Annotated in this window: 16 protein-coding genes; 5 read left to right on the top strand and 11 right to left on the bottom strand. The window is 67.6% G+C overall.

Translation table 11 applies throughout. From position 1 onward, the window contains the following. From EJO66_RS18145 to EJO66_RS18110, 8 genes are all read right to left on the bottom strand, one after another. On the bottom strand, nt 1-501 hold a 501-nt coding region (locus tag EJO66_RS18145), incomplete at its 3' end, for an amidohydrolase family protein (RefSeq protein ID WP_164547849.1). A 51-nt stretch (nt 502-552) separates the two neighbouring features. Then, a complete protein-coding gene (locus tag EJO66_RS18140) occupies nt 553-1,233 on the bottom strand; it encodes an amino acid ABC transporter permease (protein WP_125965732.1) in 681 nt (226 codons plus the stop codon). Between the two features lie 24 nt (nt 1,234-1,257). Next, nucleotides 1,258-2,094, bottom strand: coding sequence for an ABC transporter substrate-binding protein (locus EJO66_RS18135; protein ID WP_206168859.1), 837 nt, complete (start codon nt 2,092-2,094; stop codon nt 1,258-1,260). Between the two features lie 66 nt (nt 2,095-2,160). After that, the gene (locus EJO66_RS18130; protein ID WP_125965731.1) at nt 2,161-2,646 is read right to left on the bottom strand and encodes a MaoC family dehydratase; all 486 of its coding nucleotides are present in this window, start codon (nt 2,644-2,646) and stop codon (nt 2,161-2,163) included. Further along, nucleotides 2,643-4,244, bottom strand: a complete 1,602-nt coding sequence (locus EJO66_RS18125) for an acyl CoA:acetate/3-ketoacid CoA transferase (protein WP_125965730.1) — start codon at nt 4,242-4,244, stop codon at nt 2,643-2,645. Before EJO66_RS18125 ends, EJO66_RS18130 begins: the two co-directional genes overlap by 4 nt. Nucleotides 4,245-4,254: 10 nt before the next feature. Then, nucleotides 4,255-5,397, bottom strand: coding sequence for an acyl-CoA dehydrogenase family protein (locus tag EJO66_RS18120; RefSeq protein ID WP_124957509.1), 1,143 nt, complete (start codon nt 5,395-5,397; stop codon nt 4,255-4,257). 5 nt (nt 5,398-5,402) lie between these two features. After that, nucleotides 5,403-5,804 carry a tautomerase family protein gene (locus EJO66_RS18115; protein WP_124957510.1) on the bottom strand — a complete coding sequence of 134 codons (402 nt, stop codon included), beginning with the start codon at nt 5,802-5,804 and terminating at the stop codon, nt 5,403-5,405. A 17-nt stretch (nt 5,805-5,821) separates the two neighbouring features. Then, nucleotides 5,822-6,832, bottom strand: a complete 1,011-nt coding sequence (locus EJO66_RS18110) for a LacI family DNA-binding transcriptional regulator (RefSeq protein ID WP_124957511.1) — start codon at nt 6,830-6,832, stop codon at nt 5,822-5,824. A 177-nt stretch (nt 6,833-7,009) separates the two neighbouring features. Between EJO66_RS18110 and EJO66_RS18105 the strand changes: the two genes are divergently transcribed. The 4 genes from EJO66_RS18105 to EJO66_RS18090 are packed head-to-tail and all read left to right on the top strand — an operon-like array spanning nt 7,010 to nt 10,094. Continuing rightward, nucleotides 7,010-7,963, top strand: coding sequence for a dihydrodipicolinate synthase family protein (locus EJO66_RS18105; RefSeq protein WP_164547848.1), 954 nt, complete (start codon nt 7,010-7,012; stop codon nt 7,961-7,963). 12 nt (nt 7,964-7,975) lie between these two features. Beyond that, nucleotides 7,976-8,869, top strand: a complete 894-nt coding sequence (locus EJO66_RS18100; RefSeq protein WP_124957513.1) for a dihydrodipicolinate synthase family protein — start codon at nt 7,976-7,978, stop codon at nt 8,867-8,869. A gap of 9 nt (nt 8,870-8,878) precedes the next feature. Further along, a complete protein-coding gene (locus tag EJO66_RS18095) occupies nt 8,879-9,661 on the top strand; it encodes an amino acid ABC transporter ATP-binding protein (RefSeq protein WP_125965728.1) in 783 nt (260 codons plus the stop codon). 22 nt (nt 9,662-9,683) lie between these two features. After that, on the top strand, nt 9,684-10,094 hold the full coding sequence (locus tag EJO66_RS18090) for a DUF3830 family protein (protein WP_041946080.1): 411 nt from the start codon (nt 9,684-9,686) through the stop codon (nt 10,092-10,094). Nucleotides 10,095-10,123: 29 nt separating this feature from the next. On the opposite strand, the gene EJO66_RS18085 is transcribed toward EJO66_RS18090, so the two are convergent. Genes EJO66_RS18085 through EJO66_RS18075 form a run of 3 tightly spaced genes read right to left on the bottom strand, consistent with a single transcriptional unit; the run spans nt 10,124 to nt 12,171 of the window. Then, a complete protein-coding gene (locus tag EJO66_RS18085; RefSeq protein ID WP_124957516.1) occupies nt 10,124-10,462 on the bottom strand; it encodes an antibiotic biosynthesis monooxygenase in 339 nt (112 codons plus the stop codon). A 44-nt stretch (nt 10,463-10,506) separates the two neighbouring features. Continuing rightward, a complete protein-coding gene (locus EJO66_RS18080; protein WP_240648601.1) occupies nt 10,507-11,406 on the bottom strand; it encodes an NAD(P)-dependent oxidoreductase in 900 nt (299 codons plus the stop codon). A 3-nt stretch (nt 11,407-11,409) separates the two neighbouring features. After that, nucleotides 11,410-12,171: an SDR family oxidoreductase gene (locus EJO66_RS18075; protein WP_124957517.1), complete on the bottom strand. Its 762-nt coding sequence runs from the start codon at nt 12,169-12,171 to the stop codon at nt 11,410-11,412. A 214-nt stretch (nt 12,172-12,385) separates the two neighbouring features. On the opposite strand from EJO66_RS18075, the gene EJO66_RS18070 reads away from it, so the two are divergent. Further along, nucleotides 12,386-13,306: a 2-hydroxyacid dehydrogenase gene (locus EJO66_RS18070; RefSeq protein ID WP_124957934.1), complete on the top strand. Its 921-nt coding sequence runs from the start codon at nt 12,386-12,388 to the stop codon at nt 13,304-13,306. Nucleotide 13,307: the final 1 nt, after the last annotated feature.

Genomic DNA, 13,307 nt, shown 5'->3' with positions numbered 1-13,307 from the left:
CAGCTTCATGTCGTCGTAGGTCATGTAGATCTTGAACGAGGTGAAGCCCTCGCGGATGAGCGCCGGCAGCTCCTCGCGCAGCACCGTGGGCGTCGGGTCGCTCACGATCAGGTGGAAGGCGTAGTCGACATGCGCCTTGCCGGCCGCGCGGGCACGGTAATCCTCGACCGCGGCGCGCAGCGACTGGCCTTTTTGCTGCGCGGCGAACGGGATCACGGTGGTGGTGCCGCCGCAGGCCGCGCTTCGCGTGCCGGTGTCGAAGTCGTCGGCGTTGCGCGTCGGCGGCGGCATCGGCTGGTCGAGGTGGCAGTGGGCGTCGACGCCGCCGGGCGTGACGGTGCGGCCGGCCGCATCGATCTCGCGCGCGCCGGCACCCAATTTCATCCCGAGCTGGACGATGCGCCCGCCGCTGATGCCGATGTCGCAGTCGAAGGTGTCCGAAGCGGTGACGACGCGCGAGTTGCGCACGACAAGGTCAAAGTCAATGGTTGGGTTGGACATGGTTCGGGTGAGCCTGGTTCGAACTGGAAAAGCGTTGCGCACCGCCCTGGGTCAGGCCGCGCCGCGCGCCGCCGCGTAGCCCCTGCCGTAGTGGCGTTCGAGGCGCACCTGCACACGGTCCCAGAGCGTGGTCAGCACCAGGTAGAAGCAGGCCGCGACGCAATAGAGTTCGAGCACTTCGAATTTCTCCTGCATGAGCACCTGCGCGCGGCGCATCAGCTCTTCCATCGAGATCACCGAGGCCAGCGACGTGGCCTTGAGCAGGCCGTTCACCGAATTGCCCAGCGGCGGAATGATCACGCGCAGCACTTGCGGCAGCGTCACCAGCCGCAGGGTGGCAAAGCGCGACAGGCTCAGCGCCTTGGCCGCTTCGACCTGCCCCTTGGCGATGGCGGAGAAGCCGCCGCGGATCGTCTCCGAAAGGTACGCCGCTTCGTTCAGGCTCAGTGCCAGCACCGCGGAGGTCAGCACGTCGAAGCGCAGGCCCAGCTGCGGCAGGCCGGTGTAGATGATGACGATCTGCACCAGCAGCGGCGTACCGCGGAACACCCAGATGTAGAAGCGCGCCGGCGCCGACAGGAATCGATGCGAAGACATGCTGCCCAGTGCCAGCGGCAGCGCCAGGGCAAGACCGATCGCGATGGTCGCAATGGTCAGTCCGATCGTGATTCCCACGCCCCCCAGGAGGAACGGGTTGACGAAGTAGGACAGGAAGGCATCGAAATTGAACACGGCCGGGCCCTTTGCTCGACTTTCTTACTTCGGTGCCGGGCCGGGGCCGCGGATCGCGAACTTGGTGGTGTCCTTCAGGCGCGTCATGCGGAACTTGTCGAACAGCTTGTCGTAGGTGCCGTCGGCCTTCAGGTCGGTCAGGGCCTGCGCAACGGCTTCGGCGACCGCGCGGTCGCGGAACGACAGCGTGATGTCGGTGCCGTAGAGGCCGCTCGCGCGGATCTTGACGATGCCGCGCTCCTCGAAGGCAATGGCCGTCTCGTCGATGTTGATGCCCGCTTCGAGCTGTCCGGCGCGCAGTGCGGCCGTGGTTTCGGAGGCCGTTGCAAAGGTGCGGAAGTCGATCGGCGCCATGCCCTTGGCGACCATGGCCGCATTCGATTCGCGCGACTTGCGCTCGGCGTACGTGCCGGTCTCGATGCCGACGACGTGGCCCGAGAGGTCTTCGAACTTGCTCACCGCGAGCTTGCTGTTCGGCACGGTGTAGATGCTCATCGATTGCTGGCCGTACGGCACCTGGAACATCAGCTTGGAGCGCTCTTCGGTCCAGAACAGGCCGGTGTTGATCACGTCGAAGCGGCCGGCCTGCAGCGCGGGCACCATCGGCGGCATGTCCATGCGCACGAAGACGGGTTCGAGGCACAGGTTCTTTGCAATGGCGCGGCCGAGCTCGATGTTGAGCCCCTGGAGCTCGCCCTTGCTGTCGACGAACTGCTGCGGCGGCAGCGTCGGGTTGGTGGACATCTGGAGCTTGCCGGGCGCGGTCAGGTGTTCGGCGGAGACCTTGGGCGTACAGGTCTGGGCAAGGACCGAGCCGCTCAGCACGAGGCCGACGATGAAACCCAGGGACAGTTTGATCATGTGCATGAGATGCTTTCGTTGAAGACAGGAAAGGAATGAAAGGAGAAGAACTCGGGGCAATCGAAGTCAGGTCGTCGCATCGGCCACATCGACCACTTGCCGGCATGCGACCAGCGCCATGTGCACGGCCTCGATCACGGGCTCCGCGCGCTGGTTGACGAGCTGCAGGCTCTCGGTCACCACGCCGCGGCCGCCACGCGCCGAGAGACGCTTGTCGGTGAAGCGGAACACCACGTGCACCGCATCGCCTGCAACCACGGGCCGCAAGAATCGGACCTGATCCCAGCCGAGCGAAGCGATGGAGCTGTTCTCGTAGATCTTCAAGGCGGTCTTCAGCCCTTCCATCAGCGAGAGGCCGAACAGCCCGTGCGCAATGACGCCCGGAAAGCCGCGCGACTGCGCATAGCCAGCATCGGTGTGCAGCGGGTGGTGGTCGTGCGTGAGATCGCAGAAGCGGCCGATGTCTTCGGCACTCACGACGTGGCTTTCGCTGCGCAGTTCGGTGCCGATCGCCACGTCTTCGAAGTAGACGTCCTGCGTGCTTGCGCTCATGACCGTTCCCCCTGTGCTGCATTGCCCGCGTGGCGCGGTGCCTTCGCGACGAACTCGTCGTGCACGCCCATGGGGCCGCTGCGGAAGATGCGTGCATCCATGGTGCGCAACTGCTCGCTGACGCGCACCTCGAAGCCGATCTTCTCGAGCACGTCTTCCTTCAGGCGCACGCCGGGCGCGATCTCGGTGAGCACGAGCCCGTCGGCTTCGAGCTCGAACACGGCGCGGTCGGTCACGAAGCTCACTTGCTGGCCGCGCTCGCGCGCGAGCCGTCCCGAGAAGCTGATCTGGTCGACCGCCGGCACGAACTTCTTGAATGCACCGTCGCGGCGGATCTTGAGTTCGCCGTCGGCCACGCCGATGTCGAAGTCGCCACCGGTGAGCGAACCGTTGAACACCAGGCGCTGCGTGTTCTGGGTGATGTTGATGAAGCCGCCCGCACCGTCGTAGCGCTTGCCGAAGCGCGTGACGTTGACGTTGCCTTGCGGATCGACCTGCGCGAACGAGAGGAACGCGCAGCTCAGGCCGCCGCCGTCGTAGAAGTCGAACTGGTACGACTGGTCGAGGATCGCGCGCGGGTTGACCGAGGTGCCGAATTCGCGTGCGTGGCCGGGCACGCCGCCGACCACGCCCGACTCGACCGTGAGCGTGATCAGGTCGGCGATGCCTTCTTCCGAGGCCACGTTGGGAATCATCGCGGAGATGCCCACGCCGAGGTTCACCACGTCGCGCGGTCGCAGCTCGAAGGTTGCGCGCCTTGCCACCACGCGGCGCACGTCGAGCGGGTCGGGCGCGATGCTCGAGGCGGGCACCACGATCTCGCCGCAGCGCGCCGGGTCGTAGCGCGTGGTATAGGTCTGCATCTGCCCGGGCTCGACCACGAAGTGATCGATCAGGAAGCCCGGGATCTTGACCATGTGCGGATGCAGCGTGCCGCGTTTCACGATGCGCTTGACCTGGCAGATGACGATGCCGCCCGCGTTGTGCACGGCCTGTGCCATCGAGAGGTCTTCGCGCGCGGTGGCTTCATGTTCCATGCTCACGTAGCCGTCTTCGTCGGCCGAGGTGCCGCGGATCAGCGCCACGTTCGGCACGCCGGGCGCACGGTAGAACAGCCAGTCGCGGTCGGCCACGTGCACCAGCTCGACCAGCGCCTCGGTGGTGCGCGCGTTCATGCGGCCGCCGTCCTGGCGCGGGTCCATGTAGGTTTCGAGGCCCACGTGCGTGAGCACGCCGGGCTGGCGGCCCGCCATGGCGCGGCACAGGTGCGTCATGACGCCCTGCGGGAAGTTGTAGGCCTCCACGTCCTGCGCGAGGATCATCTTCATGAACGGCAGCTGCATGCCGAAGTTGCCGCCGATCACGCGGCGAACCAGGCCCGGGTGCGCGAAGTGGCACAGGCCCTTTTCGGTGAGTGCGCCCACGCCGGTGACGTGGAACAGCGTGAGGTCGTGCGGACCGTCGCCGGCCGTGAAGCGCCGTTCGATGGCTTCGAACACGGCTTCGGGCACGCCCGAGCCGCCGTTGCCGCCGGCCAGCACCATGTCGCCATCGCGCAGCAGCGCGGCGGCGTCGTCGGGGGTGATGCAGTCGATCATGGCCGCGTCCTCAGGCCAGTTCTTTCACGACCTGGCGCGAGATGATCAGGCGCTGGATCTGGTTGGTGCCTTCGTAGATCTGCGCCAGGCGCACGTCGCGGAAGATGCGCTCGATGCGGTAGTCGCGCGAGTAGCCGTTGCCGCCGTGGATCTGCAGCGCGTTCGACACGTGGCGCATTGCCATGTCGGTGGTGAAGAGCTTGGCCTGCGCGCCTTCCTTGGCGATGGAGTGGCCGGCGTCCTGCAGGCGCGCGCCGTGATGGATCAGCAGGCGCGCCGCGGCGATGTCGGTGGCCATGTCGGCCACCATGAACTGAATGGCCTGGAAGTTCATGATCGGTTCGCCGAACTGCTTGCGCGTGGTGGCGTAGGCCACGGCGTCTTCCATCGCGGCCTGCGCCATGCCCAGCGCCATGGACGACATCAGCAGGCGGCTGAAGTTGAAGTTGCCCATGGCCGTCTTGAAGGCCTGGTTTTCGGCGCCGATCAGAGCCGTCTTGGGCACATGCACGTCCTGCAGCACGATCTGGCAGTCTTCCAGGCCGTGCATGCCGAGCAGTTCCTCGTTCTTGCCGCGGCTCACGCCGGCCTGGTGCGCATCGACCATGAAGCAGCTGATCGACTTGTGGCCGGCTTCCTTGCCGGTGCGCGCGAACACCATGATGCGATCGGCCACGCCGCCGAGCGTGACCCAGGCCTTGGTGCCGTTGAGCACCCAGCCGTCGTCCACGGCGCGCGCGGTGGTGGTGATGCTGGCCACGTCGGAGCCGAAGTCGGGCTCCGACATGGCGGTGGCCATGACGATCGAGCCGTCGAGGATGCCGGGGATCAGCGCCTTCTGGCTCTCGTTGCCGTGGTGGTGCAGGAACAGCGCCGCCTCGACGGGAATCGCGAACGCGTTGCCGATGGCGCCCGAGCAGCGCGCCAGCTCTTCCATCACGAGGCAGGTGCTGACGGTGTCGAAGCCCGAGCCGCCGGCCGCCTCGGGCAGGCTCACGCCGAACAGGCCGAGCTCGGCCATGCCGCGGTACAGCACGCGGTCGAACTTGTCTTCTCGGTCGATGGCCGCTGCGCGCGGCAGCACTTCGCCCTCGGCGAAACGGCGCGCGGTGTCGCGCAGCGAGATCTGGTCTTCGGTGAGGAAATGGGTCATGGTCTTCAGGCGGTGTGATCGGGTTGCTCGGCTTCGTCGCTGGCCAGATGGCCGTCGTGCGCGACTTCGTCGCGTTCGCGGTCGAGGAAATAGACGGCGACGTTCCCGCCGCTGGTGGCAAAGCAGGCCGCCAGCGCGGGCGTGATGGCGGCCGCCAGCGCGCGGCGCTGGGCCGGCGTGCGGCGGTAGGCGTGCACCTTGACGAACACGCGCGTGCCCTCGCCGGCGCCGTCGTGGCCCAACTGGCCCTCGTGGGCGTAGTCGTGCGGCGCAACCGGCATGAAGTACAGCGTGACGGTCGAGGGCTCGACGCCGAATGACGTGACGACGCCGTCGGTCAGCGCGCGGCTGGCGGCGCGCTTGCGGGTTTCGGGGGCGCTCGGCGCCAGGATTTCGAGATAGGGCATGTCGAGGAGAGGCTGTTTCAGTTCGGCGCGATGGCGCGGCAGGAGGCGCGCTGGATCAGCCGCGAGCCGACCCGGTATTCGCGGCCGCTGTTGGCCACGCCGCCCAGGCGCTGTACCAGCCGGTCGACCGCGAGGTTGGCCATTTCGACCGCGCCGCTGTCCACCACGCTGATGGCGGGCCGCTGCCACTCGAACCACGGCGAGTCTTCGTAGAACAGCAGCGACAGGTCGTCGGGAATCAGCAGCCCGCGCTCCGACACCACGCGCAGCACGCCGAGCGAGGACTCGTGGTTGGCCACGAAAAGGGCCGAGGGCGGCGTGGACATCGACAGCAGCGCGTTGGCGGCCACCACGCCGGTCTCGGGCGCATAGCGGCCGGCCTGGATCAGCGCCGGATCGATGGGCAGGCCTGCTTCCTGCATGGCCCGCTTGTAGCCCGCGAGGCGCTCCTTGCCGGAGGTGGTGTCGCTCATGCCCACGATCAGGCCGATGCGCCGGTGTCCGAGGTCCAGCAGGTGCCTGGTGCCGGCGTAGGCGCCGTCGAGGTCGCCCGCGAGCACCGATTCGAGCGTCGCGCCCTCGACGCGGCGCACCGCGCAGATCACGGGGATGTCGGCGTGCTCCATGGCCAGCAGCTGGGCGCCGTTGGCGCCGTTGGGCACGGCGATCAGGCCGTCGACGCTGTGGTCGACGAGGGTCTTGAAGATGTCGCGTTCCTGCTCGGGGTCGTCGGCGCTGATGCTCAGGATGACCTGGTAGCCGAGCGCTTGCATGCGCGTCTGCACCACCGATGCGAGCACCTGGAACGAGGCGTTCTCCAGGTTGTGCACGGTGAGGCCGATGAGCCGCGAGCGCTTGGTCTTCAGCGCCCGGGCGAAGGTGTTGGTGCGGTAGCCGAGGGCGGCGGCAACCTGGATGACGTGCCGCTGCGTGGCGTGGTTGGTCAGGCTGGAGCCGGCCAGCGCACGCGAGGCCGTGGCAATGGAAACGTCGGCGGCACGGGCCACGTCGCGCAGCGTCACCGCCATGGCATGGCCTCGTCAAAGCATTGTTTTGTAAACGATTGCATTTTTTTATCGTAGTTCTGCAGGAGGCGGGTGGTCAAGAAGAAATCGCAATCTGACCAGTATGGCCGGGAATGATTGCAATCGATTCCAATTTTATTGCATACTGCCGGCTTTCGCGACTAGACAACCAGGATGGCCATGCACATTTCCGGAGTCGGCGGCATCTGGCCCGCCACCCTGACCCCCTTCACGCCGGACGGCCGCGTCGACGACGACGCGCTGGCCGCCCATGTGCGCGACCTCGCCGGCACGCCCGGCGTGCGCGCGGTGGTGGTCAACGGACACGCGGGCGAGGCGACATCGCTCGATCGCGCCGAGCGCACCCAGGTGGTGCGGGTTGCGGTGGCTGCAGCCGGCGAAGTGCCCGTCGTGGCCGGCGTGGTGGCCGACGACACCCGTCAGGCCTGCGCATTGGCGCGGGACGCGGCGCAGGCCGGGGCCTCGGCCTTGCTGCTGTTTCCGCCCGCGGTATTCGCCCAGGGCGCGGGGGCGCGCCCCGACATGGCCCGCCGCTTCGTGAGCGAGGTGGCCGCTGCGAGCAGCCTGCCGATCGTGCTGTTCCAGCTGTCGCGCGCCTCGGGCCTCGCTTACTCGACGGACACGCTGGCGCAGCTTTGCGCGGATGTGCCGGCCATCGTGGCGGTGAAGGAGGGCAGCGACATTCCCGAGCTCTACGAGGACAACCTGCGGGCCCTGCGCGCGCTGCCGCGCCCGGTCACGCTCTTGAGCAGCAGCAACAGCTGGCTGTTCGCTTCGCTGGCCTATGGCGCGGACGGCATTCTTTCGGGCCTGGGCAGCGTGGCCGCCGGGCTGCTGGTGGCGCTGCACGAAGCCGTCGCGCGCGGCGACCTGGCGGCCGCACGCGCGGTCAACGAGCGGCTGGTGCCGCTGTGCCGGGCCTTCTACCGCGCGCCTTACCTCGACGCCCACAACCGCATGAAGACGGCGCTGCATCTTCTCGGCCGGCTGCCCCATCCGGACCCGCGCCCACCGCTCCTGCCCGTGCCGGCCGACGACACGGCGCGCATTCGCGCGGCGCTGCTGGCCTCAGGCTTGCTGGGTGCCGGCCATTCTTCTTTCCCGTCCCCCTGAGCGATCCATTCCATGGCTGATTTCCGCGGCACCTACACCATCATGGTCACGCCCTTCGACGCCGAAGGCAACGTCGACGTACCCACCCTCGAACGCTATGTGGACTGGCAGATCGAATCCGGCATCCATGGCCTGATCCCGCTCGGCTCGACGGGCGAATTCATGTCGATGTCCGACGACGAGATCGCGCTCGTCGCCCGGACCGTGATCGACCGCGCCGCGGGCCGCGTGCCGGTGCTCATCGGCACCACCGCCGAAGACACGCGCGCCGCCGTTCGCCTGAGCCGCCGCGCCGAGGCACAAGGCGCCGACGGCGTGATGGTGCTGCCGCCTTTCTATTGCACACCCACCGACGACGAGCTGTTCCTGCACTACAGGACCATTTCGGACGCCATCGGCATTCCGATCATGGTCTACAACAACCCGGCCGTCGCCAACGTCGACCTGAAGCCGCCGCTGGTGGCGCGGCTCTCGCAGATCGACAACTGCCGCTACATCAAGGAATCGACGCTCGAGGTGACCCGCGTGCGCGACATCATGCGGCTGTCCGAAGGCCGCATGGCGGTGTTCGGCGGCATCATGGGCTTCGAGTCGTATGTCGAAGGCGCCGTGGGCTGGGCCGCCGTGCCTTCCAATGGCGCACCGGGCGAAATGGCACGGCTGTACGACCTCGTCATGGCCGGCCAGCTGGCCGAAGCGCGCGCACTGGCGTTCAAGCACTTTCCAATGATCGACTTCGTTGCCGGCCAGTCCTATGTGGCGGGCACCAAGGCACTGCTCGCGGCCATGGGCCTGCCGGTCGGCGCACCGCGCCCGCCGCGCCTGCCGATGGGCGCCGAGGGCATCGCCGCCGCGAAGCGCCTGGTCGACGAGCTCGGCCTGAAGATTCAAACCGCCACCGCCTGAGGAGTCCCCATGAGCGCCTTGCAACCGAACACGCCTGCGTCGACCACCGACAGCCGGCCTGAACTCGTCATCCGCATGGTCGGCGTGCAGAAGTGGTACGGCGACTTCCAGGTGCTGCGCGACATCGATCTCGAAGTGCAGCGCGGCGAACGCATCGTGATCTGCGGGCCCTCGGGCTCGGGAAAATCGACGCTGCTGCGCTGCATCAACCGGCTCGAGGAGCATCAGCAGGGGCAGATCGTGGTGAACCGTGCCGAGCTCACCGCCGACATGCGGCGCATCGACGCGGTGCGGCGCGACGTCGGCATGGTGTTCCAGCACTTCAACCTGTTTCCGCATCTCACCATCCTCGAGAACTGCACGCTGGCGCCGGTGTGGAGCAAGAAGTACACGCCCAAGGAGGCGAAGGAAGTGGCCATGTCGTACCTGGAGCGCGTGCGCATTCCGGAGCAGGCCAACAAGTATCCGTCGCAGCTCTCGGGCGGCCAGCAGCAGCGCGTGGCCATAGCGCGCGCGCTGTGCATGGGTCCCAAGGTCATGCTGTTCGACGAACCGACCTCGGCGCTCGACCCCGAGATGGTCAAGGAAGTGCTGGATACCATGGTCTCGCTCGCCGATGACGGCATGACCATGCTGTCGGTGACGCACGAGATGAACTTCGCGCGCCAGGTTGCCAATCGCGTGATCTTCATGGACCAGGGCGCCATCGTCGAGCAGGCCGCGCCGCAGGAATTCTTCGCAAACCCCAAACACGAACGCACCCGGCTTTTCCTGAGCCAGCTGCTGCACTGATCAACCCTAATTTCAATCACTCATGGCAAGAATCGGCATTGAGGCGGCGGGCATGCGCTTCGTCGCGGAAACGAATCCGGAAGCACCGAAGACCGTCGCTGCGTTCACCAGGCTGCTGCCCTACCGGCAGAAGATCATCCATGTGCGCTGGAGCGGCGAAGGCTGCTGGATTCCGCTTGGCGACTTCGAACTGGGCGTCGGGTTCGAGAACCACACAAGCCATCCTTCCGTCGGCGACATCCTGTTCTACCCCGGCGGCTACAGCGAAACCGAGATCATCCTGGCCTACGGCAGCTGCAGCTTCGCCAGCAAGATGGGGCCGCTCGCGGGCAATCACTTCCTGACGATTGTCGAAGGCAAGGAGCAGTTGCGCGCGCTCGGCAACAAGGTGCTGTGGCAGGGCGCGCAGGACATTGCGTTCGAATTGCTCTGAGGCGGCTTCGCGCGCCGGCTACTGCCGCATCAACGGTTGGCGAGCGGAAATTCCTCGGCGCTGAAGACCGTGTGAAAGACCGTGCCGTCGAACATCTCGAACAGGTGCTTGGAGGCCTCGCGGCTTTCGTAGCGCACCGGCGAATCGAGCGCATGCGCGATGTCTTCGCGGCTCGCATAGCGGGTCGACAGCACCATGGCCAGTTCGGGATCGCTCACGTCACTTTCGATCTGGCGCAGTACGCGCACTTCGAGCACGCCAGGAAAGCGGGTCCACAGCGGCACCAGCTTTTCGTGCACGTGCCGGTCGAAAGCCTCTTCCATGCCGGCCTTGACCCGGCCCCGGAAAAACGCGCAACGGATGAACATGGTGACTTCTTTCTGTGGGTGGCCAATATCAGCCAACACGCGCTTCAGTCGCGCGCGTAGCCGTTGAACTGCCGCATCATGGCGGCCGTGTCTTCTGCCCCGAGCCCGGCCGCGACGAAGGCGCGATGCAGCTCGGAGACCGCGCCCGCCAGCGGCAGCGGCAGGCGTTCGCCCTGTGCAAAGGCCTGCACGGCCTCGAGGTCCTTGAGCATGTTGTCGATGCGGCCGGTGGGCGTGAAGTCGCGCGCGGCCATCTTGGGGCCGAACTCGCGCAGGATCTGGCTGTCGGCCCGGCCGCCGGCCAGCGCGGTGTGCAGCTTCGACGCATCGACGCCGCCGGCCTCCGCCAGCCGCACAGCCTCGGCCACGGCCTGGAAGCCGATGGCGCAAAGCAGCTGGTTGACCAGCTTGGTGGTCTGGCCCGCGCCGCTTTCGCCCATGCGGGTGTAGTTGGCGCACAGGCTGTCCATCACGGCGCGTGCGCGCGCCACGTCGTCCTCGCTGCCGCCCGCCATGACCGTCAGTTGCCCGAGCAGGGCCTTGGGGGCGCCGCCCGACAGCGGCGCGTCGACGAAACCCATGCCCGTGCGCTCGCGCAGCGACTGTGCGAGCCGGCGCGTGGAGGCCGGGTCGATGGAAGACATGTCGATCAGCAGCCGTTGCGGATCGGCGGGCGCAGCGGCCGCCACGCCGGCTTCGCCGAAGAGCGCGCGCTCGAGCACCGCAGCCGAGTTGAGGCTGGTGATGACGAAGTCGCTCGCCGCCGCGGCCGCGGCCGCGGTGCCGGCGGGGTGCGCGCCTTGCTGCGCCAGCGCGGCGACCTTGGCGGCGTCGAGGTCGAACACGCACACCGCGTGGCCGCATTCGAGCAGGCGTCGCGCAATGGCCGAGCCCATGATGCCGACGCCGATCACTGCCACGCGCTGGCCTGGCTGCATGGCCATGGATCAGAGGCTGGCGGTGATGCCGCCGTCCACGTACAGGATGTGGCCGTTGACGAAACTCGATGCGTCCGACGCCAGGAAGATCGCCGCACCGCCGAGTTCTTCCACGTCGCCCCAGCGCCCCGCGGGCGTGCGGCCGGAGAGCCAGGCCGTGAAGGCTTCATCGGCCACCAGCGATTGCGTCAGTTCGGTCTTGAAATAGCCCGGGCCCAGGCCGTTGACCTGGATGCCGTGCTTGCCGAGGTCGATTGCCATGCCCTTGGTGAGCATCTTCACCGCGCCCTTGGTGGCGGCATAGGGTGCAATGCCCGGGCGGCCCAGCTCGCTTTGCACCGAGCAGACGTTGATGATCTTGCCGCGCTTGCGCTCGATCATGCGCTGCGCCACGAAGCGGCCGACGAAGAACACGCTGTCGATGTTGGTGGTGGTGATCTTGTGCCAGGCGTCGATCGGAAACTCCGCGAACGCGCCGCGATGCTGCATGCCGGCGTTGTTGACCAGGATGTCGACGGGGCCGATGTCGGCTTCGATGCGCGCCACGCCGGCCTCCACCGCCGCGGCGTCGGTCACGTCGAAGGCCATGGCTTCGGCCGCAATGCCCCGGGCGCGCAGGGCGTCGCGCGCGGCTTCAAGTGCAACGGCATCGCGCGCATTGAGCACGATGCGCGCGCCGGCCGAGCCCAGCGCCGCGGCCAGCGCGAAGCCGATGCCCTTGCTGGAGCCGGTGATGAGGGCGGTGCGCCCGGTCAGGTCGAACAGTTTCAAGCGGAGCTCCAGGAGGGATGGCGGGATGCGCAGGCGCGGTGGCAATGCAAATACGTTACCGGTATCTTATTGTGCCGTCAATGGCGAAAACCTTCGTGGGGCTTCCCTCCAGCAGCGCAGGATCACAGTTAAAGTTACCGGTATCTATTTTGCGCAGCCGCGCCATCCGCAGGAGATCCGCTTGACCGCTGCCCCCCGACCCCCGCACGTGCTGATGCCCGGCCCCTATCCGGAATGGGACATGGAGCCGATGCAGGCGAGCTATACGCTGCTTCGCTGGTGGGAGGCGCCGGATCGGCAGGCCTTCATCGCCGAGCACGCCGCGGACATCCGCGCAGTGGCCACGCGCGGCGAGCTCGGTGCCAGCGCCGAGCTCATCGCATCGCTGCCGGCCCTGGAGCTGATCGCCTGCTATGGCGTGGGCACCGACGGCATCGACCTTGCGGCCTGCCGTGCGCGCGGCATCCGCGTCACCAACACGCCCGACGTGCTCAATGGCGACGTGGCCGACCTTGCCGTGGGCCTCACGCTCGCGCTGCAGCGGTCCATTCCGGCCGGCGACCGCTTCGTGCGCAGCGGCGAGTGGGCCAGGGGCCCGATGCCGCTGGCCACCCGCTTCTTCGGCCAGCGCGTGGGCATCGCCGGTTTCGGGCGCATCGGCAGCACCATCGCGCGGCGGCTCTCGGGCTTCGAGATGGAGCTGGGCTACTTCAGCCGCACGGCGCGCGAGGACAGCCCGCATCGCCACTTCGGCAGCCTCGCGGCCATGGCCGAATGGTGCGACGTGCTGATCGTCATCCTGCCCGGCGGCGAGGCCACGCGCGGCATCGTCGATGCGAAGGTGCTGCAGGCGCTGGGCCCGAAGGGCTGGCTCGTGAACGTGTCGCGCGGCACCACGGTGGACGAGGGCGCGCTGCTGCAGGCGCTCGAGCAGCGCCGCATCGCGGGCGCGGCACTCGACGTGTTCCAGAACGAGCCGTGCATCGACCCGCGCTTTGCGGCGCTCGACAATGTGGTGCTGCATCCGCACCATGGCAGCGGCACCGAGCAGACCCGCCGCGCCATGGGCGAGCTGGTCCGCCGCAACCTGCAGGCCCACTTCGGCGGCCGGCCCCTCGTCACCCCGGTCGCCTGAC

This window comes from Variovorax beijingensis, assembly GCF_003951285.1.
Lineage (GTDB): Bacteria > Pseudomonadota > Gammaproteobacteria > Burkholderiales > Burkholderiaceae_C > Variovorax > Variovorax beijingensis.
The sequence above is the reverse complement of the archived record's forward strand: the minus strand, read 5'-3'. Positions and strand labels throughout refer to the sequence as shown.